At 46.0% G+C, this 24,200-nt stretch carries 22 protein-coding genes; 16 read left to right on the top strand and 6 right to left on the bottom strand.

Translation table 11 applies throughout. From position 1 onward, the window contains the following. The first annotated feature begins 135 nt into the window (after window positions 1–135). From QWZ05_RS05290 to QWZ05_RS05275, 4 genes are all read left to right on the top strand, one after another. A complete protein-coding gene (locus tag QWZ05_RS05290; protein ID WP_290297020.1) occupies window positions 136–1,665 on the top strand; it encodes a phospholipase D family protein in 1,530 nt (509 codons plus the stop codon). 221 nt (window positions 1,666–1,886) lie between these two features. After that, a complete protein-coding gene (locus QWZ05_RS05285; protein WP_264876785.1) occupies window positions 1,887–2,111 on the top strand; it encodes a DUF1656 domain-containing protein in 225 nt (74 codons plus the stop codon). Window positions 2,112–2,154: 43 nt separating this feature from the next. Then, window positions 2,155–2,988, top strand: coding sequence for an HlyD family secretion protein (locus QWZ05_RS05280; RefSeq protein ID WP_290297128.1), 834 nt, complete (start codon window positions 2,155–2,157; stop codon window positions 2,986–2,988). Window positions 2,989–2,998: 10 nt separating this feature from the next. Then, window positions 2,999–4,330 (top strand): FUSC family protein, encoded by a 1,332-nt coding sequence (locus tag QWZ05_RS05275; RefSeq protein ID WP_290297017.1) that lies wholly within the window; start codon window positions 2,999–3,001, stop codon window positions 4,328–4,330. A 190-nt stretch (window positions 4,331–4,520) separates the two neighbouring features. On the opposite strand, the gene QWZ05_RS05270 is transcribed toward QWZ05_RS05275, so the two are convergent. Next, window positions 4,521–6,104, bottom strand: a complete 1,584-nt coding sequence (locus tag QWZ05_RS05270; protein ID WP_264876779.1) for a BCCT family transporter — start codon at window positions 6,102–6,104, stop codon at window positions 4,521–4,523. 225 nt (window positions 6,105–6,329) lie between these two features. On the opposite strand from QWZ05_RS05270, the gene QWZ05_RS05265 reads away from it, so the two are divergent. Next, window positions 6,330–7,169, top strand: a complete 840-nt coding sequence (locus QWZ05_RS05265; RefSeq protein WP_290297014.1) for a mechanosensitive ion channel family protein — start codon at window positions 6,330–6,332, stop codon at window positions 7,167–7,169. Between the two features lie 60 nt (window positions 7,170–7,229). Here QWZ05_RS05265 and QWZ05_RS05260 read toward each other — a convergent pair whose 3' ends face one another. Then, on the bottom strand, window positions 7,230–7,574 hold the full coding sequence (locus QWZ05_RS05260; RefSeq protein WP_290297012.1) for a hypothetical protein: 345 nt from the start codon (window positions 7,572–7,574) through the stop codon (window positions 7,230–7,232). Window positions 7,575–7,855: 281 nt separating this feature from the next. On the opposite strand from QWZ05_RS05260, the gene QWZ05_RS05255 reads away from it, so the two are divergent. Continuing rightward, the gene (locus QWZ05_RS05255) at window positions 7,856–9,535 is read left to right on the top strand and encodes a metallophosphoesterase (RefSeq protein WP_290297010.1); all 1,680 of its coding nucleotides are present in this window, start codon (window positions 7,856–7,858) and stop codon (window positions 9,533–9,535) included. On the opposite strand, the gene QWZ05_RS05250 is transcribed toward QWZ05_RS05255, so the two are convergent. Beyond that, window positions 9,532–10,509: a helix-turn-helix domain-containing protein gene (locus tag QWZ05_RS05250; protein ID WP_290297008.1), complete on the bottom strand. Its 978-nt coding sequence runs from the start codon at window positions 10,507–10,509 to the stop codon at window positions 9,532–9,534. The two genes, QWZ05_RS05255 and QWZ05_RS05250, sit on opposite strands and share 4 nt — an antisense overlap. 436 nt (window positions 10,510–10,945) lie before the next feature. On the opposite strand from QWZ05_RS05250, the gene yegD reads away from it, so the two are divergent. Next, window positions 10,946–12,298 carry a molecular chaperone gene (yegD, locus tag QWZ05_RS05245; protein ID WP_290297006.1) on the top strand — a complete coding sequence of 451 codons (1,353 nt, stop codon included), beginning with the start codon at window positions 10,946–10,948 and terminating at the stop codon, window positions 12,296–12,298. Window positions 12,299–12,364: 66 nt separating this feature from the next. Here yegD and QWZ05_RS05240 read toward each other — a convergent pair whose 3' ends face one another. Beyond that, on the bottom strand, window positions 12,365–12,613 hold the full coding sequence (locus QWZ05_RS05240; RefSeq protein WP_264876772.1) for a hypothetical protein: 249 nt from the start codon (window positions 12,611–12,613) through the stop codon (window positions 12,365–12,367). A gap of 113 nt (window positions 12,614–12,726) precedes the next feature. After that, window positions 12,727–13,557, bottom strand: a complete 831-nt coding sequence (locus tag QWZ05_RS05235) for a formate dehydrogenase accessory sulfurtransferase FdhD (RefSeq protein ID WP_264876771.1) — start codon at window positions 13,555–13,557, stop codon at window positions 12,727–12,729. A 301-nt stretch (window positions 13,558–13,858) separates the two neighbouring features. Here QWZ05_RS05235 and QWZ05_RS05230 point away from each other — a divergent pair, with 301 nt between their 5' ends. The 9 genes from QWZ05_RS05230 to QWZ05_RS05190 all read left to right on the top strand — a co-directional run bounded on the left by QWZ05_RS05230 (window position 13,859) and on the right by QWZ05_RS05190 (window position 22,851). Further along, the gene (locus QWZ05_RS05230) at window positions 13,859–14,323 is read left to right on the top strand and encodes a DUF3305 domain-containing protein (protein ID WP_264876770.1); all 465 of its coding nucleotides are present in this window, start codon (window positions 13,859–13,861) and stop codon (window positions 14,321–14,323) included. Then, the gene (locus QWZ05_RS05225) at window positions 14,313–14,990 is read left to right on the top strand and encodes a DUF3306 domain-containing protein (protein WP_264876769.1); all 678 of its coding nucleotides are present in this window, start codon (window positions 14,313–14,315) and stop codon (window positions 14,988–14,990) included. Before QWZ05_RS05230 ends, QWZ05_RS05225 begins: the two co-directional genes overlap by 11 nt. Before the next feature lie 286 nt (window positions 14,991–15,276). Next, complete coding sequence (locus QWZ05_RS05220) at window positions 15,277–16,938, top strand: 4Fe-4S dicluster domain-containing protein (protein WP_290297003.1); 1,662 nt, start codon at window positions 15,277–15,279, stop codon at window positions 16,936–16,938. A 13-nt stretch (window positions 16,939–16,951) separates the two neighbouring features. Continuing rightward, window positions 16,952–17,596 carry a TorD/DmsD family molecular chaperone gene (locus QWZ05_RS05215; RefSeq protein ID WP_264876767.1) on the top strand — a complete coding sequence of 215 codons (645 nt, stop codon included), beginning with the start codon at window positions 16,952–16,954 and terminating at the stop codon, window positions 17,594–17,596. A gap of 76 nt (window positions 17,597–17,672) precedes the next feature. Beyond that, window positions 17,673–17,873, top strand: coding sequence for a twin-arginine translocation signal domain-containing protein (locus QWZ05_RS05210; RefSeq protein WP_264876766.1), 201 nt, complete (start codon window positions 17,673–17,675; stop codon window positions 17,871–17,873). 10 nt (window positions 17,874–17,883) lie between these two features. Further along, window positions 17,884–20,739 carry a formate dehydrogenase subunit alpha gene (locus QWZ05_RS05205; protein ID WP_264876765.1) on the top strand — a complete coding sequence of 952 codons (2,856 nt, stop codon included), beginning with the start codon at window positions 17,884–17,886 and terminating at the stop codon, window positions 20,737–20,739. 12 nt (window positions 20,740–20,751) lie between these two features. After that, window positions 20,752–21,360, top strand: coding sequence for a formate dehydrogenase FDH3 subunit beta (gene fdh3B, locus QWZ05_RS05200; protein ID WP_264876764.1), 609 nt, complete (start codon window positions 20,752–20,754; stop codon window positions 21,358–21,360). 14 nt (window positions 21,361–21,374) lie between these two features. Continuing rightward, the gene (locus QWZ05_RS05195) at window positions 21,375–22,436 is read left to right on the top strand and encodes a formate dehydrogenase subunit gamma (RefSeq protein ID WP_264876763.1); all 1,062 of its coding nucleotides are present in this window, start codon (window positions 21,375–21,377) and stop codon (window positions 22,434–22,436) included. Beyond that, window positions 22,420–22,851 carry a hypothetical protein gene (locus QWZ05_RS05190; protein WP_264876762.1) on the top strand — a complete coding sequence of 144 codons (432 nt, stop codon included), beginning with the start codon at window positions 22,420–22,422 and terminating at the stop codon, window positions 22,849–22,851. Before QWZ05_RS05195 ends, QWZ05_RS05190 begins: the two co-directional genes overlap by 17 nt. Before the next feature lie 143 nt (window positions 22,852–22,994). On the opposite strand, the gene QWZ05_RS05185 is transcribed toward QWZ05_RS05190, so the two are convergent. Further along, window positions 22,995–24,200 (bottom strand): tetratricopeptide repeat protein, encoded by a 1,206-nt coding sequence (locus QWZ05_RS05185; RefSeq protein ID WP_373875553.1) that lies wholly within the window; start codon window positions 24,198–24,200, stop codon window positions 22,995–22,997.

Here is a 24,200-nt window from a genome sequence, read left to right as displayed (position 1 = left end):
GAGCTACCGCGCAGAATAACGATCGGTTTGATATACTGTTTCTATTCGTTAAGTATTGAAATTACTTGCAACCCATAGAAATATACCGCTGCTTTAGAAGTAGAAATAGCGGTGACAATTAAGGAACCATCATCAATGCCTGCGCTTCAACGCATTAGTCTTACGTTTTTACTTTTGATCACTCTTGCGGGGTGTTCGTCACTGCCAGAAACTGTAGAACATTCACAAGAGAGTGTTGCTCCTCAAACCCAGTCTTCATTATCTTTAATGAGTGAGGAACATTTTGGCGACCAGTTGTCGAACGGTAAAAGTGCAGTCACACTGCAAGATACCGGTTGGGATGCGCTTGCACAGCGTGTTGCGTTGGTTGAAATGGCAGAGCAGAGCATTGATATTCAATACTACATCTGGAACTCGGACGAGTCGGGTCACTACCTTGGAAGTCGCTTAGTCGCGGCTGCTGATCGTGGGGTGAACGTTCGCTTAATGCTAGATGATATCAACCTTGATGAACGTGAAGATCTTTTGACCACGCTTGATTCTCACCCCAATATTGAAATCCGTATTTATAACCCGATTCCAACACGTACAGGCATGGCTAAGTTCGTTCGCGTATTAGGTGACTTCTCTCGCTTAAATCGTCGTATGCACAATAAGTCATTTACCGTGGACGGCACGTTCTCTGTCGTCGGAGGGCGTAATATTGGCGATGAGTATTTTGACCTTGCGGATGACATCAACTTTCGCGACCGCGATGCGCTTATCACAGGGGAAGTGGTACCGGAAATTCAAACCAGTTTCTTAATGTACTGGGACAGCGAATGGTCATATCCCGTTAACATGTTGGGTGGTTCAACACAGGATTATGGCAAGATGAATGCTCTTTCAGCCCCGATTTATGCCGACTATCCCGCACTTCCTCAAGGCGAAGACAGTGCTGAGCTTTTTCTTGGCGAGCTCCTTGAGAAAATGACGCCAGTTGATGCTGATTTTGTCTACGATCAGCCAGTTCCAGAAGACCTTTCGGACACAGACACACCGAAGAGAACGGCTCGTGCTTTATCAGAGTTAGCCCGTGAATCACAACAAGAAATGATTTGGGAGTCCGCTTATCTGGTGATGGATGATCGTCAGCTAGAAGAGATGAAGGCGCTAACAAACAAAGGGGTTCACGTGAAAGCGCTTACCAATTCAATGGCCTCGAACGATCTGATCACTAACCACTCGGCTTATGCGGGCCGTCGTCAAGACATGCTTGAAAGCGGTATGCAGTTATTCGAGTTGAAGCCTGATTCAGAGGTGTGTGAAGAGTCGACACGTGATGCATCAAAATGCGCCCCCCATTCTGCCTATGGTTTGCACACTAAATCGGCGGTATTCGATCGAAAAGTGGCGGGTATCGGATCATTTAACTTCAACTTACGCTCAACCTATCTTAATACAGAGTCCTTGTTGATTATCCGTGACGAGAACTTAGCTCTAGAGTTAGCAGAAAAAATGGAGCATGCGATGGACGTAAACAATAGTTGGTCGCTTGGCTTAGAAGAGGGTGATGTACGTTGGTATTCTGGTGATGAAAGCTGGGATACTGAGCCAGATACTGGCCAGTGGGATCGCTTTAAGTCGGGTTTCTTGCAGCTATTCCCGATTGAGAAGTATCTATAAATTCAAACATTATAAAACAATGGATGGTTATGCTTTGGCGAATTAACCATCCTCTACTACCTGTGCTTCAGCCTTTCCTAGTTCATCTGTTTACAGCGATACAAGTAACGCGAATCTAATCTTGTAGGGTTTTATCCTGCAATGTTGATTTTGATCGTTCAATCAAGACACCTACCATAGCGTTTATTCACAGAACACCCATAGCTAGCAATAGGCCACAGATGCAAACGACAATCTTGAACATGCCACACGAACTCGTATGGGGAGAGATCTATTTTCCTCCTTTGCTGTTGGTCGTCGTGATCGCTTTTTTTATCAACTTACTAATTAGTAAGCCTCTGGCTAAGTTAGGTATTTACAACTGCACAGTAAACCCCGCTTTGGTGGATATTTGTATTGTGTGTCTGTTGTCTGTGCTTTTGGGCCGTTTCTTGATTCAGTTTTGAGGTTATTAGAGTGAAAAGCAAACGTAGAATTTTTTCAGCGCTCATGGTGATAGCGACCGGCTTGGTCGTTGCCCATGAATACATACATCATGAGAGTCAGCCATGGACTCGAGATGGTCAAGTACGCGCACATATCATCACCGTCACCCCACGTGTGACTGGCCCCGTGACGAACATCGCGATAAAAGACAATACGCTGGTGGAAAAAGGACAACTACTGTTTGAGATAGACGACAGTGTTTATCAAGCTGAATTACACAAAGCGATTGCCGCTCAAAGCCAAGCACAAGCCCAAGTAAAGAAAGCAAAAAACGAACAAAGACGTTCGTTTAACTTAGAGCAGAAAACGCCGGGTTCGGTGCCGACTTTGCAATTGAACAACTTAACCAGTGCGGTTGAGACAGCAGTTGCAAGTTTAGAGTCTGCTAATGCATCGATAGAGAGTGCGAAGCTTGATCTTGAGTTTACAAAGGTTTATGCCCCGACGACCGGATATGTCACCAATTTTAACCTTAGAGAAGGGTCTCAAGTGGTGGCCAATAATGCTGTTGTGGCTCTGATTGATAAAGAGAGCTTTTGGATCGAAGGCTTTTTTAAAGAGACAGAGATAGAAGGCGTTCAAGTGGGTGATACCGCGATGGTGACATTGATGATGCGCTCAAATACAGCCTTAGAAGGTCATGTTGAGAGTGTTGGCTATGGCATCGCTAAGCAAGACGGTAGTACAGGCGTGAATTTGCTGCCAAGCGTGAACCCAAACTTTCAGTGGATTCGCTTAGCTCAACGTATTCCGGTGAAAGTGAAGTTAACCCATCTGCCTGAGGATTTGGAGTTGCGCGTGGGAACAACGGCGTCTGTTCAAGTGTTTAAGAAGTAGCGATTAGACGATGTTAGAGCAAAGAGCCCAAGAGGCATTCAAGGTTGCGCTGTCAATTGCCCTCTCGATTATCATTGCATTAGCGTGGGGATGGGATCGCGCGTATTGGACTATCATCGCGGTGAGTGTGATTGCCGCGACCGAGTCTTATTCACAGTCAGTAGAAAAAGCCAAAAACCGGATACTCGGTACAGGGCTTGGCATTATTACCGCCTTTAGTCTCGTCAGTCTATTTCCACAAAGTCGTGAGTTATTTTTGACTGTCACGACCGTACTTTTGTTTGTTTGTGTCTACCTCAGCTCACATATCAAATTTGGTTATATGTTCAGAATGACTTTTACCGTGTTTGCGGTGATCGCTTCATCAGGGCAGTTTGATAGTGATAGTACGTTTCTGCTAGCAGTGCTTAGAATGGAACAAACCTTGTTGGCGCTTGGGGTGTATTCACTCGTGTCTTCACTTTTATGGCCAGAAAAGAAAGAACAGTTGTTTTGGCAAACAATAGAGAGTGTGTGGTCTCGAGTTAATCGTCAGTTTTATGACTTTAAGACCAGTGAGCGAGCGTCAATTGAAAGTGATATTGAAACACTGCGTCTGATGTTGAGTTCAAATTTGCGGGGTTACCGGCAGCTCACCATTCAAAAAGCTGGTTTGCTTGACGCTCTTGATTGTATCGAGCTACTTAATGGCGCGGCCAAATCAAAAAGCAATAAAGAGCAGGGCATTAGAGAAGCGATTGAGCTCGTTCAGCATCAGATGCACAACGGTTTTTCTGACTCTGCAAGTTTAGACCAATGGGTGAAGAACTATCGTTCGGTTTACCAACCGCTTTTGGCACCAAAGAGCGCATTTTCAGATGATCACACCAAACGCTTCGACTACTCGCTTAAAGCGTGCTGTATTTTTATCACCGGCGTGTTGCTGTGGATCTACGTTCCTGTGCCGGGTGGCTATGTAATGCCTTTGATGAGTGGTGTTCTTGCCAACTCAGTATCATCGATGCCGAATAAGGCAACAAAGTTGATGGGAATCTTTACAGCCATTTTCGCCACGCTGTATTTAATACAGTATGTGACTCTGTTGCCTCAATTCACAGGGGCTTGGCAGCTATTTATTTTTTATTTTATCAACGTGTTCATTATGTGGTTCATTGGCGGAAAACCAGGCCTAGAGCCATTGAAGATCATCTCGGGAAACATGCTCGCAAACTTTACATCGTCCGCTTTGAGCACGACACCAAGTTATAGTATGACTCAGGCATTTACGATGCTGACAGTTATCTATTTCGTGCTAATGATCGTGATGTTTTATAACCGGCTATTTGAGCCAAATGAGCAGTAGAGCCACGACCGTAACAGTTTTAGTAGTGACGAGGTAGTGGAAGTCGACTATCAAGAGTTTGAAGCTCAAGATGAAGAAGAACAACGCTATCGAGATGGTGACTAACGTTTCAATGTAGTCCTTGCATTGAAGTTAATGGAGTGCCTATAAACATAGGCACTCATCATCTATTGTTTCTTACTTAGCTACGTTAAACAAGACCCTGCTCTTTCGCCATTGTATTGGCAATGCTAGGCGCTTTCCAAAGACTTGGAAGCAGGATGAAAGAGACCGGTACGGCAGTTATCACAATAAAAGATTGAAGTGCCGAGATACCACCAGAGCCAATAGAAATCAGTGTAATTGCCACAACCCCCATCACAATGCCCCAAAAAGAGCGAATCATCGCGTTAGGCTCTGCAGAGCCGGTGATTACCACACTGATCGTGTATGTCATTGAATCACCCGTTGTGACAATAAACGTGGTGGTCAGAATAAGGAACAATACGGAAATTACCATTGGGTAAGGTAGCTCAGAGGTGATGGCTAGCAGTACTGCAGGCAGGTTGAAGCCCTCAAAAGCGGATGAAATCAATCCAGGGTTGTCTAATTCGAAGGCCAGGCCACTGCCACCAACAATGCTAAACCAAAAACAGGTGATGAGCGGTGCAGCAATACTGATCGAAAGAATGAGTTGACGAATGGTGCGACCACGAGAAATACGCGCAATGAAAATAGCCATCATAGGGCCGTAGCCTAGAAACCATCCCCAAAAGAACACGGTCCACCAACTGAGCCATTCGGTGTCATCACGGTGCAACGCCATTGGAAAGAAGTTATCGATCATGCGACCGACACCTTGAACATAGCCATCGACAATAAAGCTCGTTGGCCCAAAGAATAAGATGTAGCCAATAAGTGCCACAGACAGAATGATGTTGTATCGGCTGATAATTTGTATGCCTTTACTTACACCGCTTAGCGCAGAGACGGTATACATCGCAATGGCTGCGAGAATCACTGAACTTTGTGTCATAAAGGTGTCAGGCAAACCAAATAGCGTATTCAACGCATAGCTAATTTGCAGACCCAAAAAGCCGATAGGACCGATTGTTCCTGCAGCGACCGCAATAATGCTGCACGCATCGGCAATATCACCAATCTTACCGTTGATCGCTTTGTTGCCAAATACGGGATAAAGCAGTGTTCTTGGTTTTAGAGGAAGACCTTTATCGTAATGCAAATGCATCAGAACAACCGAAGACAAACAGCCAAGGATAGCCCAGGCTAAGAATCCCCAATGCATAAAGGATTGAGAGAGCGCGTTGATCGCAGCTGCTTTAGGTGTAGCATCACCATAAACGGGTGGTGAAGATACAAAGTGGGCAATAGGCTCTGCTGCCGCCCAAAAAACGCCACCACCGGCTAATAGGGTGCACAGTACGATAGATAGCCATTTGAAGGTATCAATTTCAGGTGTCGCTAACCCGCCAAGACGCACATAACCCGTGCGGCCAAATGCAATGACAAGGCCAATCAGAAAGTTTGCTAACAACAATACTTGCCAAAAGGCACCGAAGTATTGAGTTGCGTAGCCGAAACCAGAGTTTACAAAACCCGTCAGAGCATCGGTATTGGTAAGTGCAAGCAGGACAAAGAGAGACAGAAAGCTGCCGCTTAACCAAAATACAGGGTTATCGAGCTCAAGTTTTTTTAGAAACGAAAGGGGAGGTGTCGCAGCGTAATCAGCTTCCTGAACAGGAGCTTGAGGGGCGGAGCTTGTCAAATTTGACATAGTTGGTTCGCTTTTTTAGGCTCGAAAGCCGTGCATTTCCCTCACGAAATGGTACTAAAAGTGTGAGGCTGATCAAAAAGCCGCTGATACTAGCACGTTGAGCACAGCATTATAACCGTAGATTAGGGTTAATTTGGGCAGTGTGATTTCAACGTTTCTCCACTTGCTACCAGCTAATATCCCATCTACCATAAACCATCGTTTTATTAGTAGGTTGTAAAGACAGTGGACGTTATTCATCAAGCGATAGATTTCTTTTCTACTCACAAATTTGTTTTCACGATTTTCGTGTTGGTGTGCATTTATGGGATTCGCAAGCTGGTGCTGGCGCAGATACGTGGTGATGATGTCTTTGTGACGCAAGAGCAACGTAAGTGGATGGCCACCACCAAAAACATCAACTTGTTGGTGATAGTGGTTGTTCTGTTTTATCTGTGGCAATCAGAGATCAATGAGTTTGCCCTGTCGGTGACAGCGATTGCGGTGGCTATTGTGGTCGCTTCAAAAGAGATCATTCTCTGTTTCACCGGCTCTTTTCAACGTGCTAGCTCGCGCTCATTTCAGATCGGTGATTGGATTGAAGTGGGTAAATACAGTGGTGAAGTGATTGATCACAGCTTGATGGCGACCGTCATTCAGGAGATCGATTTACATCACGGCTTATACGATTACACGGGTAAAACCATCACCTTACCCAACAGTTTGTTCTTTACTCATCCAGTCAAGAACCTCAACTTCATGAAGCGTTATGTGTTCCATAACTTTGGGATTATCGTACCGAATTTTGTTAACTTGTATCCACTGCTGGATGAGCTTGAAAAGCGCATCGAAGCGCACTGTGAATACTTCATCGAAGTTGCGCGTCGCTACAACATCATGATTGAAAAACATTCAGGTGTCGATTTGCCAAGTGCTGAGCCGCATATCCATATTTCGAGCATGCCAAACGGCGAACAAAACGTTCATATCACGTTGTTTTGCCCAACAGATAAAGCGGTGCATTTAGAGCAGGATATACGCAAAGATTTCATGGAGCTGTACGATGAGAAGTTTACTCATCAGTAGAACACTCATCAGTAGAAACATACTACCCATTCGCCTGTCACTATTGCCTCGAGGTATTGCCTAGGGTGATAGAGGCAGCGCTGGTTTTGCTACTTTACCAGAGGGGCTAAACATCACGCTTTGGGTGTTAGATAGCTTTAACTCAAAACCTTGGAGCTGGGCGAGTGGTGATAAATAGTCAGGGTTGAAGCGAATATAGTATTCAATCATCTCTTTGGCGCTCGAAAGCACAGCAAGGCTCGAGAGCGCTTCATGCGCTTTTAGCTCGATAACATCTCTTTGTCGAAGAGCTTGCCATTCTATATCCCTATGTTCTGACTTTATCCTCAAAGACGGGCTACGGTGTATTAGTATATAAGGGTATTTGATGTCTTTTTCCTTAATGGTCGTTAACACTATTTTCATGATTATTACTCAGGGAATTGGTGATATTCCATATCAACGAGATATAGCCGTTAAAATACCTTCATCGTTTAATGATTGTGATGCCCCCCTGCGATTTTTGTAGGCAATAAACCGTTCAGTGAATATACATGCCGAGCCGTAATCCGAGTAGCTGTTAGAGCTATCGACTTGTAAGCAAGTATGTCTATATCAAAATGTCGGTGGTTTGATTGTTAAATGGATAGTGAACTGATAAATGGATAGTGAACTGAACAATTTTTCGCACCTACTCTGGAGCCCCAATGGCGCTGATTGAAACAAAATACATCCACACACTCTTTTCTGATTTGCCGAGTTATGGCTGTCGTAGCAATTGGGTGTTGTGGCAAAAAGTTGAAAACGCACTGATTGCAGAAGAGAGAGCGTTTTCTGCATCAGAGCTTCTCGGCTGGGTCCAGCAATACATAGAGGAGCTCATTTGTGCAGCGAGTATTACACATACTGCGGGTTTACAGGAGAGTTACGCTGACTCGATAGGTCAATTTGATCATGATTTTTGGTTGAAAGTGATGCACCCGACCTTGGAAAAACGCTGTCGAGCACTGGAAAAGGGGCTGGAGTTCAGGGTTAACAACGGCATGTCGCGTACGGTGAATCCCAACTTTGATGGGCTTTATTTTGTGGGTGATATCCATGGTCAAAACAGAAAACTACAAGCGCTTATTCAGGATCTTTCTATCTCAGCAACAGATGACAAGTTGGTCTTCTTAGGCGATTTGATTGATAATTCTGATTGCTCATCAACGCAGCAACTCGAGGTATTGAACCAAGTTAAGCAGTTGATGGATAACGGGCAAGCCTTGTGTGTCATGGGGAATCACGAGTTTAATGCTATTGGCTGGATGATAAAGCGACAGGATGGTCGATATTGTCGAGATAGAAGCAAAGCAGGGAATCTTCGCCAGCATCAAACATTTTTGGGTGAGGTAGTTGAAGATTCAGTGTTGCATAAAGAGTGGGTTGAGTGGTTTAAAACGTTGCCCCTCTTTTTGAATTTTGGTGATGTGCGAGCGATTCACGCCTGTTGGCATGAAGAGAGTATCGAGCGTTTAACGTGTTATCTGAACTCAGATAACACGCTTAAAGAGCAGCATTGGCGAGATGCGTTTGATGAGCACCACGAGCTTTACCATTTGATTGAAACACTGCTAAAAGGCCCTGAGGTCTCATTGCCAGAAGGCGGTCACTTTGAAGATAAGCATGGAAACATCAGAACGAATATCAGGGTTGCTTGGTGGAAGAGCGCTGACTCGGTTTATCGTTATCGAGACATAGCGGTGGTACCGGCAGGTCAAGATGACGCGATTCCAGATTTAGAGTTAGCGGATGACGCACTCTGCTACAACCAAACGCCACTATTTCCAGTTATTGTTGGTCATTACACAATGGATCCTACGCCATTCCCTGAGCGTCGCAGCGATCAGGTCGTTTGCGTGGACTACAATGCTGCAAAAGGTGACTATCCCTTGATGGCGTATTATGTGAGCCCAGAGTCTTGGTGGGACTCACCATTAGAGCTTCTGTCAGAAGCGCATTTCTGTTACGTCAATGAAGTGATACCCAATCGATATGCGCTGGAAGGGGTAATGAAAATGGTCGATCAGATGGTTGAGGGACTGCCCCAGGTTACACCATCTGTAGATCTCGAAAGTTGGGTATCGGAGATCTTGTTTACTGAGTGGGACCCGATTGGGGTGTATGATCCAGAGTATTTCAATGACGAGTTGCGTACTGAATACAGCGCGATTGAAGAGGATGTCGTCAAGTTGGTTTGTGCGTGCGATCCGCAGCAGCTTTGCACGTATCTGCTGTTGATGGAGAGATACTACTACTGCGTTGAGCGTGATAATTCAGAACATAACTGTGCCAAGATTGCACATAAGTTAGTGAGTCAATACAAGCGCCACAGTTGCGTTAATTAAGTCGATGAGGCTCGGTGTTGCTTGCGGTACATGGATGGGGTCATGCCCGTCCAAGTTTTGAATGCCCGGTTAAAGTTACTCAAATCACTATAGCCACTCTCCCAAGCGACATCACTGGTAGGCAGAGTGCTGGTGACCAACAGTTGTGTCGCGTGCTCTTTTCGAGTTTGCTCTTTTAGTTGCTTGAACGATAAAGACTGCTTTTTCAGTTCTCTTTGCAGTGTTCTTGGGGTCGTGCCCAGAATGTTAGAAAACCACTCAATGGTAAACCAAGGCAACAAGGCGTAGCTTTGAATAAGTTTGGTAATCCCCCCTTTGATATCCCAAGGGTTTTGAATCCCTCTGATAAACTCGCCTTTCCCCTTCATCTCAATTGTGATCGCCCCAAAGGCACAATCAAACTCAACGTGTGAGTGTGCAAAATAGTGTTTTGCTACTTTTGTGTTCTCCATGCCCATGATTTTGATTTTCTTTGGTGTCCAGTTAGCGCCAAAGAACTCGCGACAAAAGGTGATCATTTGACAGGTACGATACCACTCAGTTTGGGAAACGCCGGGTGTGGTTGGCTTATGACCGTTACGATGGCAAAGCCACCATTGCCCATCAATGAATTCGGTCCACAATAGAACGTGGTTGTTCATCGAGGTCATGAACTCGACCAGTTGATGTAGGGCTTCTGCAACACATTGGCTGCTCTCGATGATATCGGTGAGTTTTTTTATCGAAGAAATCTCGAACCTTTGACCTATTTCCACACCAATCGTCGGCCCTATTTCTCTTTCTAGCATGTCAATAAAACGCATGATGTGCCGAGACAACAACCAGTCTCGATTGAGCAAGACATCTGTCGGCATATCGCAGATTTTAGCGATACGTTGCCAGTTGATATCGTTCTCTTCACAGTAGTCGATGAACGGAATGAGGTTTTGGGTTGAGGAAAGACGAATTTGTCTTTGCTTTGAAGATTCGAGCATAAAAAAGGGGCAATATAAAAAAGTACGTTGATAAGTATATCGCGTAAAAAGTAACCGTGCTGGTTTAGATGGTTAAACTGTCGCTAAATGACCTATTTAATCTCAACCCAGAATTTATAATGGCTAAAGTTGTTGAGTCGTTACAACATTCGAGTCTGTTGGGCACACTAAATGAGTCCAATTCGTCATGTCTGCAGACGGTTTCTAAACCTTGTTTAGGTGAGTATAGCTTCTCCATGTATCACCAGCTCTGCTCCCTAACAGGCTCGTCTTTTTTTTGGGAACTCGCGTTTCACGGATGAAACGTCCCCACCATCTTATTTTCTCCTATGTCTTCGCTTTGCTTACTAAGCCACGCTTTATTCGCTATCTAACTTGATCTGTCTATCGGTATCAGGTTTACTATGCGCCCCAAATTTTTCGGTAGAGGTGCATAATGGCGATAGGTTTCGATTACGGTACAGCAAACTGCTCGGTTGCTCAGTTATTTGACGGTGTTGTCCAACAGATCCCACTTGTTGGTGATGACCTATATGTTCCTTCTACTCTGTGTGCACCCAATTCAGAAACGGTTTCTGAATACCTATTTCGTTGCAAAGAGATAAAGCCAGTCAATGCTTCTGGTGAAGCGCTACTTCGTCGCGCAATTAAGGTGAATCACGAGGAGGGGCTTGATGTTCGTTCTGATGACGTGAAATTTGGACATGAGGCGCTTGAGCTCTATCTAGAAGATCCAAAAGATGTCTACTACGTGAAATCACCCAAGTCTTTCCTTGGCGCGATGGGCTTGCGAGACATGCAGTTGTCCTTTTTTGAGGACTTGGTGTGTGCCATGATGAGTAACATCAAAAACCGCACTGAGACCCACTTAAATCAGGAAGTGACACAAGCGGTGATTGGTCGTCCAGTAAACTTTCTTGGACGTGGGGGAGATAAGTCTAATATTCAAGCTGAGGGTATTCTTCGCAATGCTGCCAACCGAGCAGGCTTTAAAGACGTTGAATTTCAGTTTGAGCCTGTCGCTGCGGGTTTAGAGTTTGAATCGAGTCTAACCGAGGATAAAAACGTACTGATTGTCGATATTGGTGGTGGTACTACCGATTGCTCTATGATCCAAATGGGCCCGAGTTGGGCGCAACAATTGGACCGTACCGATTCACTGCTGGCTCACTCGGGGCAAATGGTAGGCGGTAACGACCTAGATATCTACACCGCATTTAAGTGCTTTATGTCAGAATTTGGGATGGGTACGAAACGTCAATCTGGGTTAGACATTCCGCTGATTCAATTTTGGAACCCTATTGTTATTAGTGATGTTCAAGCACAACGTAGCTTTTATGCGCACGATAACCTAGCGGTACTACAACAGTTCCTCCGAGAAGCGAAAGAGCCTGAAAAGGTCAGTCGTCTGCTCACACTGCATAAAGAGACACTGGGTTACAGTGTGATTCGAGAAGCCGAGAAAACCAAAATCGCATTGGGTGATAGTGAACACTACAGTGCCAATCTCAACTTACTGTCTGAAACCTTCCGGATAGATGTGACGAAATCTAGCTTAGAAGCGGCGATTGAGCCTCCAACAAGTAAAATCAAAGCGTTGGTGGAAGAGGCAGTAGTTCAAAGCGGCATCAATCCAGATATGGTGTTTATGACAGGTGGTTCAGCACGCTCGCCAATCTTAACCAATGCAGTGAAATCTGTTCTGGGAGAGATACCTGTGGTACGCGGTGACTTTTTTGGTTCTGTCACATCGGGGCTAGCGCGTCGTGCGGATTTAATTTTCAGATAAACAGTAAAAACCAGAAGTGAAATAACAACTTCTGGTTTTATCTATCTTAATTAGCTTACGCAAAGATTAGTGCTTTTTGCTTGGCCCATTACGAACTAGGTCTTTGCCGTTTTCATACACGTCTGCAGACACCCAGCGGCCAAGAAGCAGTTGATGTTTGCTATCAAGCACAGCAACAAAAGGGCGGCCATCGCTGTTGGTAGTCGCTAGTGCAATGCCAGCCACGTCTGATAGGCCTAGTGCGCCGCTTTCTACCGTGATAAGAAAGCTCTCAAGCTCTTCAAGGGTATCAATAACTTTAGGATCGTTGATCATAGTCTTACTCTGTATCTAGTCATTACGTATTTCGATGTACGTCACTATACGCTGATTCGAGCTAACTCGCACATCGTTGCAGCTTGATTGGCGAAATACACACCACGGTGATATTAGTCCTCAGTGCCGCCTTTCACATCAAACACAATGCGATCTGCGCCATGGAATGCTTGAAAGCGCAAGCCCTTCGCGCGAGCAATTGTGATGATCCCAAACTGTTTTGCGAGGTCGAGCCCCATTTGGGTCACGCCTGAGCGAGATAACAGCACTGGAATCCCCATCTGAGCCACCTTGATCACCATCTCTGATGTCAGTCGACCCGTGGTGTAGAAAATCTTATCGTCACCTAAATCTTGGTTAAGCCACATCTCTCCCGCAAGAGTATCAACCGCGTTGTGACGACCGACATCTTCAACAAAAGACAGCACTTCATCGCCTTTGCATACCGCGCAGCCATGAACTGCTCCCGCTTTTTTATACGTATCGTTGTAATGGGTGAGCGCTTCTAGTGCCGAATAGATTTCTGACTGTTTGAGTGTCACTTGAGGTACTTTGTAGTTCTCAAGCTGCTTCATTACATTGCCATACATGGTGCCCTGTCCGCATCCAGAGGTGACGGTTTTCTTCGTCAGCGCTTTGTCTAAATGATCTGTATTCTCTTTGGTGATGACCGCCGCGCTGTGCGTTTCCCAATCGATAATCACTGATTCAATCGCTTCTGGATCAGATAGAAAGCTCTGGTTTTTTAAATAACCCAACACCAAAGCTTCAGGGCGAGAGCCAAGCGTCATCAGTGTGACGATCTCTTTCCAATTAAGCATAACGGTTAACGGGCGTTCACACGCGATCTGTTTAGTAAGCTTTTCGCCATACTCATCGAACACGTCAACTTCGATGGTTTGTAGTGGGTTTTCGCTGGTTTTTATTATGTTTGGTTTGGCCACAGTTATTTCCTAATTGAATGGTGGAGTAGGGCGAGGAACAGAATCACAGACTATAACACCCCTCCTCATTCTATCTATAACCCTAGCTGCTTTTTCGGTATCAATAAATCAAACTGTTAGCAAGTCTTATTCCAATTGAGAGCAATCTATGAGCTGAAGTCATCTCACTAGTCGCTTTGATAACTTACGGTCTAGAATAAAAGCATGGCGTAGTTATTGCTTTACCAAGATCATTAGAGAAAGAGTGGCCAATCAGCAGACACAATGTCTTATGCGTATTGTTTAACAAAGTGAGTGGATAATGTCAGTGAGCGAAGAAATCACACAAGAGAATGAGAAAACCGACACTAGCTGGGCTATCGGTGTACTTAGAGTCGAGCATGAAATAAAAACCGGCATGTGGACAACCACACAGTGGACACTTGATGGGTTTAACTTGAATCCAGAACCCAATGAAATTGATGTGTGCTTATTACAACTGCACAAAGATGAACGCACCGACTACCGCTTCAACTTGAGCTCACAGCAACCTAAGTTGTTTTTAATTATGGATAATGTTGACTCAGGAGAGCGCCCAATTATTCAATTGCTTACTGCTTCTCAAACCGTAGCTGGGCAGTATATGGACGGTGATAATCAGGTTCTTTCCTGCGATATGCCCCTTGCTGTGCAAGCTTGGATGGAGGCCTACATTGGCCGTCATGGTGAGCTACTGGAGGTAAGACGTAAGAAGCGTAAGGGAGCAGGGCGCGCTAATGGCAAGTAGTTTTATAAGCCGCTGGTCTCAGCGAAAAATAGAAGAGTCACAGCATGAGAGCAAAGATGCTCGTGAACATGTCAGTGAGCAACTCCGTGAACACGTTAGAGATGAAAAGCTAAATTCAGAGGCTGAAATCGTCAAAGCTGAACCTGTTAATTCTGTGAATGAAGAAGCAGAACAGCAATCAAACTTGGAACGAGAACAAAGTACTGACAACGTCGAGGATGCTGGTGTTGCAGAGACCGCAAGCGCTACGGAAACAGACGTCCCCCAAGAGACGTCAATTGCTAACCTGCTGGTATCAGAGGCATCGGAAAGCATCAAGAAAGCCGCGCTTAGAAAGCTGTTTCTCTCCGAGGAGTTTAATGTTCGTGATGGTTTAGATGACTATGATGATGATTACAGTAATCTGAAAACCTTGTCAGAAGGTGTTGCAGATAAACTAAGAGATTGGGTCAACGATAAACCCGAAGAAGAAGTCAGTGAAGAGTACGCAGAAGATGCTTTACTAGACGATCATTCTCACTCAACGGAAAGTGCTCAAGAGCCTCCCCAAGAAGCAAACTCTGACTTGTTAGACAGCGAGCCTGATCCAGTGGAAGTGCCCGAGTCTAATGCTCTAACAGAAGATGAAGACTTAAATGTGAGACAAAATATACCACACAAAAAATAGGTACATTTTGACTAATTCGTGACTGAACCACCTGAGACAATTTGTCGCAGGTGGTTTTTTTATTGCTTTCACGCCTAATGGCTATGAGCTAGTTGATTGAAAAATAACAAAAAAGTGTTTGGCATGGGGTTTGCTATAAGTTGTTGATTACCTATTTTAGTTGAAGGGCGTTTAGGCACTCTGAAGTCACCTTTAATCAGGACAAGGTGGATAGTCAGCCTTGGGCATTAAAAGCCTACTAAAATGAAGGTTAAGCAAGCGACCTACACACAGAATGAACTGAGCAATGCTGAAAGAATTATTACAACAAGCAACATCAAAAAATGGTCTGGCAAGACGCTACGCTTTTGAAAATACCGTTGAGTTGACCAACTTAATTCCGCCTACTGTGAGCTATGAAAGTGGTGGTCATACGTTGATCATCGGCCCCACTGCGATTATTGAAAGTGCTGCGGCGCAACTGTCACAGGTTACTAGCCTAACGCTGCTGTCTACTGATGGTGAAAAGGGCGCGCAGGACAATATCTATTTTGCAAGCGCAGTGCAGGTTTCTGGCTTTCTTGGCACTTTTGAAGTGCTTATCGAAAACCATGGTGTAACGAATAACCTTGCGAATGCAGCGATTAATAGTGACTGCTTTGACGTGGTTCTCGACCTATGCCTGAACAGCTGCATGACCGAAGAAGTACCAGTACCCGGCTACTACCCAGTGGGCCGCGGTTATCCGAAACTGGCAGAGGCGCTCGAAGAGATCCCAACCCTAATGGGCACGTTCGATAAACCCAAGTTCTTCCGCCTTGATACCGACATGTGCGCACACAGCTCGCGCGGGGTTAAAGGGTGTGAGCGCTGTGTTGATGCGTGTCCTGCTGGCGCGCTGTCGAGTGAAGGCAATGACAAAATTGGCCATCGTATCGAGATTAACCCATACCTATGCCAAGGTGTGGGGACGTGTGCCACAAGCTGCCCAACCGAAGCGATTCATTACGCCCTGCCAAATCCAGACGATACGCAGAAATTCATAGAGCGTACATTGGCCAATTATGAACAAGAAGGCGGTATCGACCCTATCGTATTGATCTGTAGCTCACGTCACGAGTCATATAATGTTATGGCACTCAAAGCACTGCCTGATAATGTGATCCCAGTCGTTGTCGAAGAGTTGCCTTCTATCGGTATTGATACTTGGTTTGCGGCTTTAGTGAATGGCGCGACACAAGTGCTATTTGCTGCCTCAAAGCACATGCCACAAACCATCATCCGCGTACTAAGCAATGAAGTAGCGATTGCACAAGAGCTGTTAGATCAATTGGGCATTGCTAAAGAGACTATTGATATCCTGTATTTGGAGTCACTGCGTGAAGAAGCGCCGATACTGTGTACGGATTCTTTTGACCTTTCACTTGGTGATTTGCCGGGTAATAAGCGTCAGCGCCTGTTTAGCGCACTAGATGCTATGTCTGCGTCACGTATCCCGGTAGAAAATATCGTTTCGCTCCCAGCTAACGCACCTTATGGCAATGTCTCATGTGACAGCCAAGGCTGCACATTGTGTATGAGCTGTGTCGCCGTTTGCCCGACTCGTGCCCTACATACTGATGGCAACTCACCGTCACTTAAATTTGTTGAACAAGACTGTGTTCAGTGTGGCTTATGTGAGAAAGCGTGTCCGGAAAAAGTTCTGACACTGACGCCGCGCATGAACTGGGTGCAAGAAGAACGTCAAAACGCTGTTGTGATTCATCAAGAGAAAGCGGCAGAGTGCATTCGCTGCCAAAAACCGTTTGCTCCGCAGTCGATGATCGACATGTTGCAGAACAAGCTGCGCAATCATTCACATTATGCTGACGAAGCGGCACTAAATCGCATTGCGATGTGTGAAGACTGTCGGGTGATTGATGTTTTTGACGCTATGGCCAAAGATCCAATGAAACAATTGAAATACTAGCTAGGAGCCGGAGTTGGAAAATCGACAAGAACAACATCAGGAACAAGAGCAAACATTAAGAACCGAGATCTACTTGGTACTTTCGGCTTTATTCCGTAACGCCCCAACCCCTGAAGTGATCGACTTTCTGACGTCTTTAGACGTCGAGCAAGCAGAGAGTGATATGCAGCATGCGTGGATTGCACTTCAGCAAGCGGCAACAGAATCGGATCAGCTGTCACTAGCAGAAGAGTACCAAGACCTGTTTATTGGTATTGGTCGCGGAGAGGCGGTGCCGTTTGCTTCGTGGCATCTAACAGGCTCAATGATGGAGAAGCCGTTAGCAGAGATCAGACACGATCTTGAGCTTTTGGGCATTGAACGCGAAGACAATGTGAAAGAGCCCGAGGATCATATCGCTGCGTTGTGTGAAGTAATGGCGATGCTGACTGGTGAAGAAGAGGCGCTGCAACAAGTGGTGTTCAACAAGCATATTGCCCCTTGGTTCTCGTCATTCACCGAGCAAATACAGCAAGCGCAGAGTGCGGTGTTTTATAAGGCCGTCGCACAGCTATGTCAGGCTTATTTAACGCTTGAACAAGTGCGTTTTAGTGAGAATAAGCAAAGCGCAAAAAGCAAATTGAAGATAGACGTGAAAAACGTCACGGATTACGAGTAGTTGATTTCCACTCAGCAGGCTCGATAGAGGGGCTCTAGCCTCCGCAAAATATCTACCGGAAGGTAAGGAAGCAAAGATGAAAGAGAATAAAGAAGTAAACACAAGCCGTAGGGACTTGCTCAAAGGCCTAACCACGGCTGCTGTGGCTGGCGCTGTTGTTGCGGGTACTACGAAAGTGGCGACCGCTTCAGAGACAGTGAAAGTGGCAGACAAAGAGACCAATAAAACCGGTTATCGTGAGACTCAACATGTGCGCGACTACTACGACACACTTTAGGAGATAAAGGATGAAACTAGTCAAACGCTCCGACAGTGTGAGCAAAGAAACTAACCAGCTCGGCGTATCACGTCGCTCATTCATGAAAAACACATCCATTGCCGCTGGTGGCGCAATGGTAGGTGCCGGTCTATTTGCTCCGGGCATGATGAAAAAAGCACAAGCGAAATCGGTCGACCCTGATGCGAAAACAGAGATAAAACGTACTATTTGTTCTCACTGTTCGGTAGGTTGTGGCATCTACGCGGAAGTGCAAAACGGGGTTTGGACTGGCCAAGAGCCTGCGTTCGACCACCCGTTCAACGCCGGCGGTCACTGTGCGAAAGGCGCAGCGCTGCGTGAGCATGGCCACGGCGAACGTCGCTTGAAATACCCAATGAAGCTAGAAAACGGTAAGTGGAAAAAGCTCTCTTGGGATGAGGCGATTGAAGAGATTGGTAATAAAGCATTAGAGCTGCGTAAAGAATCTGGCCCTGATTCTGTTTACTTCTTAGGTAGTGCGAAACACAGTAACGAGCAAGCATACGCTTTTCGTAAGATGGCTTCATTGTGGGGCACGAACAACGTTGACCACCAAGCACGTATCTGTCACTCAACGACAGTTGCTGGTGTGGCAAACACTTGGGGCTACGGCGCCATGACCAACTCGTTCAATGACATGCACAACTGTAAGTCGATGCTTTTCATTGGTTCGAACCCTGCTGAAGCACACCCAGTTGCGATGCAGCACATTCTTATCGCGAAAGAGAAGAACAACTGTAAGATCGTTGTGGCTGACCCGCGTCGTACTCGTACAGCGGCTAAGTCTGATCATTACGTTTCTCTGCGTCCGGGCTCAGATGTGGCGTTTATCTGGGGTGTATTGTGGCATGTGTTTGCTAATCAGTGGGAAGATAAAGAGTTTATTCGCCAGCGTGTTTTCGGTATGGATGAAATCCGTGAAGAAGTCGCGAAGTGGAACCCTGCTGAAGTTGAGCGTGTAACAGGTGTCAGTGAGGCTGACGTTTATCAAACCGCGAAACTCCTTTCTGAAAACCGTCCAGGTTGTGTGGTTTGGTGTATGGGTGGTACTCAACATACCACGGGTAACAACAACACACGCGCATACTGTGTGCTTGAACTTGCTCTTGGTAATATGGGCAAATCAGGTGGCGGTGCGAACATTTTCCGTGGTCACGATAACGTACAAGGTGCCACTGACCTTGGTGTTCTTTCTGACACGCTTCCGGGTTACTACGGCTTGTCGGAAGGCTCTTGGCGTCACTGGGCGAAAGTCTGGGACGTAGACTTTGATTGGATCAAAGAGCGCTTTGACGACACTGCGTACGGTGGTCAAAAGCCAATGAACAGTGCAGGTATTCCTGTTTCTCGTTGGGTTGACGGTGTACTCGAAGACAAAGAGAACATTCGTCAACGCGAGAACATCCGCGCCATGTTCTATTGGGGTCACGCGGTGAACTCTCAAACTCGCGGCCCTGAGATGAAAAAAGCGATGCAGAAGTTGGATATGATGGTGATTGTCGATCCATATCCAACGGTGGCAGCAGTAATGAACGATCGCACCGATGGCGTTTACCTGCTGCCTGCAACAACTCAGTTTGAAACCTACGGCAGCGTGACGGCATCAAACCGCTCTATTCAATGGCGTGACAAAGTGGTCGACCCACTATTTGAATCTAAGCCTGACCACGAGATCATGTACTTGCTCAGTAAGAAACTGGGTTATGCCGATCAGCTGTTCAAGAACATTCGAGTTGAAAACAATCAACCATTGATTGAAGACCTGACGCGCGAGTTTAACAAGGGTATGTGGACGATCGGTTACTCTGGTCAAAGCCCAGAGCGTATCAAAGAGCACCAGCAAAACTGGCATACATTCCATAAAACCACACTCGAAGGGGAAGGCGGCCCTGCGAACGGCGAAACCTATGGTCTTCCTTGGCCATGTTGGGGTACGCCGGAAATGAAGCACCCAGGTACGCATATCCTTTATGATAACTCGAAGCCAGTCGCACAAGGTGGCGGTACATTCCGTACACGTTTCGGTGTTGAGTTTGAAGGCCAAAGCCTATTGGCAGAAGACAGCTACTCGAAAGGCAGTGAAATCAAAGACGGGTATCCAGAGTTCAGTGACAAGCTATTGAAGCAGCTGGGCTGGTGGGACGATCTGACTGCAGAAGAGAAAGTGGCTGCTGAAGGCAAAAACTGGAAGACTGACCTATCTGGTGGTATCCAACGTGTGGCTATCAAGCATGGCTGTATTCCTTTCGGTAACGCAAAAGCGCGTGCGATTGTTTGGACTTTCCCAGACCGCGTGCCACTGCACCGTGAGCCGCTATACACACCGCGACGCGACCTTGTGACAGATTACCCTACATGGGATGACAAAGACGCGATCTTCCGTGTTCCAACACTCTATAAATCGATTCAAGCTCAAGATAAATCAGAAGAGTATCCAATTATTCTGACATCGGGCCGCTTGGTTGAATACGAGGGTGGTGGTGAAGAAACCCGTTCTAACCCTTGGCTAGCTGAGCTTCAGCAAGAGATGTTTGTTGAGGTGAACCCGAAAGACGCAAATGACATCGGCTTTAAAGACGGTGATGAAGTGTGGGTTGAAGGGGCAGAAAAAGGACGCATCAAGGTGAAAGCGCTGGTAACACGCCGCGTTAAGCCAGGTTTGGCGTTCATTCCGTTCCACTTCGGCGGTAAGTTTGAGGGTGAAGACCTTCGCTCGAAATACCCTGAAGGTGCCGACCCTTATGTGATTGGCGAGGCTGCCAACACAGCAACCACTTATGGTTATGACCCTGTGACGCTTATGCAGGAAACCAAAGTGACACTCTGTAATATTCGCAAGGCTTGAGGAGTATAGACAATGGCTAGAATGAAATTCCTTTGTGATACCAAGCGTTGCATCGATTGTAACGGCTGTGTCACGGCATGTAAGAACGAAAACGACGACGCACTAGAGTGGGGGATTCAACGCCGCCGCGTAGTGACCCTTAACGACGGTGAACCGGGTGAAAGCTCAGTTTCAGTTGCCTGTATGCACTGTACCGATGCGCCATGTAAAGCCGTTTGCCCGGCAGACTGTTTTGAGCAAACAGAAGACGGTATTGTTTTACACAACAAAGACCTGTGTATCGGTTGTGGTTACTGCTTGTTTGCGTGTCCGTTTGGCGCGCCTCAGTTCCCTAAACAATCAGCGTTTGGTGAGCGTGGCAAGATGGACAAATGTACCTTCTGTGCTGGTGGTCCTGAAACAGAACCTGGCTCAGAAGAAGAGCGTATGAAGTATGGTGCAAACCGTATTGCAGAAGGCAAATTGCCAATGTGTGCGTCACTGTGTTCAACCAAGGCGCTTCTTGCTGGTGATGCGGCGAAAGTGTCTGATATCTTTAGCCAACGTGTGGTAGAGCGTGGTGCCAAAGAAGCAGGTTGGTCAAACGGTGAAGACTTGTCATACGATGCAACGAAAAGCTAACTTTGGAGAGAGATATGATTCAATATCTTAGACGTGTCTCTCTCGCCTTGCTGCCAATGCTGGCAGCAATGGTGTTGACACTGTCACTGCCCGTTTCCGCTGAGCAAGCACAAAACGATGTTGCTCAACGTGAAATGACTCAGATGGCAGGCGCAGACTTTTGGCGTCAAGTGCGTCAAGGTGAGACAGGTACAACGTCGTCAACATTCCCTGAGCACGGTATGCTAATCAGTACGCCGGGTCAAACGTGGTACATCTTGAAAGAGAAATGGATGTCTCCGGCGGGTGCGGTGGCGATTTTCGGTAGCATCGCCATGGTGACATTGATGTATATCGTGGTCGGCCCACTCAAGCTCAGTGCGCCGAGAACCGGACGCAAGATTAAACGCTGGTCACGAATGGATCGCGCCTTGCACTGGTCGATGGCGTTTACCTTCCTGACATTAGCCTTTAGTGGTTTGATGCTGGTCTACGGTAAACACTTCTTGAAGCCTTATATCCCGACGGATCTTTGGGGCTTTATTATTCAATTGGCAAAGGATTACCACAACTATATTGGTCCGATTTTCTATGTCCTCCTTTTGGGGATTTTGATCAAATGGTGGCGTAAGTCGATCCCAAGCAAAGTTGACCTTCAATGGATGCTCAAACTCGGCGGTATGGTGGGTAAGCACAAAGGCAGTCATCCTTCAGCGGAGTTCTCTAACGCAGGTGAGAAAATCCTGTTTTGGATGCTAATTGTGGTCGGTACCGTTGTCGCGTTTAGTGGCTTAGTTCTCGATTTCCCTATCTTTGGTCAGACACGCCGTGATATGGAACTCTCTAACCTAGTTCACATGCTCGCAGCACTAATTCTAATCTGTGGTTTTGTGTTCCATATCTATATCGGTCTGTTTGGTATGGAAGGGGCACTCGAAGGTATGGTAACAGGCGAAGTAGATGAGACATGGGCCAAAGAGCACCACGACATTTGGTATGAAGAGGTCAAAGCCAAAGAGGGCACTGAGACAAGTGATTCAGTGACAGCCAAGACAGAACAAGTAAAAGGAGCATCCAACGATGAACAAACCTCATAAAGGGATTTGGGTAGCGTATATACTCAGCTGTTTTACCCCTTTCACGTGTTTGATCTCAGGGGTGATCGCGATTGTTTATGCGGGATATCGTTTAGATAAAGGCGAAGATGGAGAGGTGCTAGATTCGCACTACTATGGATTGATTCGTACCTTTTTCTTGAACTTGACGTTCTTCGTTGTGTTGATCATCACGGTAGCAACCTCAAATGGCATCTTGAAAGGCATTAACGACTATTGGTATCGCAGCCATATCATTGATGATATCGCCTATTACATACCGTATATTGGCATGTTTATCGCGGCACTAGCGATATTATTGTGGTTTGTACGCATGTATCAAGGCATGAAACTTTTGAATGAAAACAAACCTTTAGAAAGGTTTCGTTTTCCAGAGTTTTATCGTTCTAACGCTTAAAAGAAAAAAAGGGGAAGCTGAGGCTTCCCCTAAAGTGCGACTGACTCACACTTAATTAGAGAGTCACTTCAGGGCTGACTCTCTAATATTCAAACTCATGCCGCCCTTAACGATAAAACGTTAAAGGTGCATAAGGTCATTTCTCAGTTTTCCAAGAAAACAATCCAAGGGTTTACGATGCTACTGAGCTGAGCCGATTGACTGGCTTGACGCATTGAAGTTAATGCCAGTGTGTTTTGTTCCAATTCAAAGTGTGCCATCCCCTTGATGTAATGGAGCTCCGCGGCTTCATCACGTGATGCGTCAGGGGCAGGCTTTGTCGCAAATCGTGCCGTTTCAGTGTATTGCTTGTCTTGCAACATCAAACGAGCAATACGTAGTTGGCTTTTCACGGTTGGATTCATCTGATAAGCGTTTTGATATGCTTGAATAGACTCATCTAACTCTTTTGCTTGGTGATAAAAACTGCCGAGTTTTTCAATATGCGCTTGCGTTGAGGCAATATTGCCTTGCTCCATCTCAAGCTTGAGTGTTTTCGCCGCCCGATAGGGAATACCTTGATAGGCCATAAAGTTAACGAGTCTCAAATACTCCTTTTCTGTCTCTAGTAAGCCAAGATCGTAAGCGGACTCGAGTGCACCAAGTGCATTTCGATTTTGGTTGAGTTCCATATAGGTACTAGAGAGCTGCATCCAATAGCGCTTATTCGCTGGGTACTTATTGGTTAAGGTTTTAAGCACCCCCGCAACGCTTTTGAATTGCTTAAGCTCATAATGAGAAGCGAGCAAAAGTAGATACCAAGACTCGCTTGGCTGTTTACTCATTGCTATCGCTTTTTGCGTCGGTGGTATAGCTCGTTTGTAGTCCTCCATTTGAACATACGCACTGGCTAATGTGATGTAAGCATGGGCGTTAGGTTTATCTTCTGTTGTTTCGGCGACTTTGAACCACTCCACCATAGTCTTCACCGATTTTTGATACTGCTCCTCTGCTAAATAGAGTTGAGCTAAGCTATACCGAACCTGTTGAGCGACAGGAACGGGCAGCGCACCCACCTTTAGAGCTTGAGCAAAAAAGTGAGAGGCTTGGTTGTAGTCTTCCTTTAAAGAGTGCAAGAAGCCCATCTGTTGCAACAAGACGGCTCGGTCATATTTCTTCGATGAAGTCGAAGCGATTGCATCGTTTAGCTTATTGATTGCCGTATCGTATTTCTCTTCCGCTATCCACTTCTGCACTTTATTGACCGTACGGAATGTGCGATCAGAGAGCTCGGGAGAGCTGGCGAATACAGGGCTGCTAAAGCAGCCCACAATCAAAAGTATTGAAGTCAGTTTGTTCATCAATGTCAT

The organism is Vibrio agarivorans (genome assembly GCF_030409635.1).
In the GTDB taxonomy this organism is placed as follows: Bacteria; Pseudomonadota; Gammaproteobacteria; order Enterobacterales; family Vibrionaceae; genus Vibrio; species Vibrio agarivorans.
Note: the sequence above shows the minus strand (reverse complement) of the source record. Positions and strands in the feature narration are given on the sequence as shown.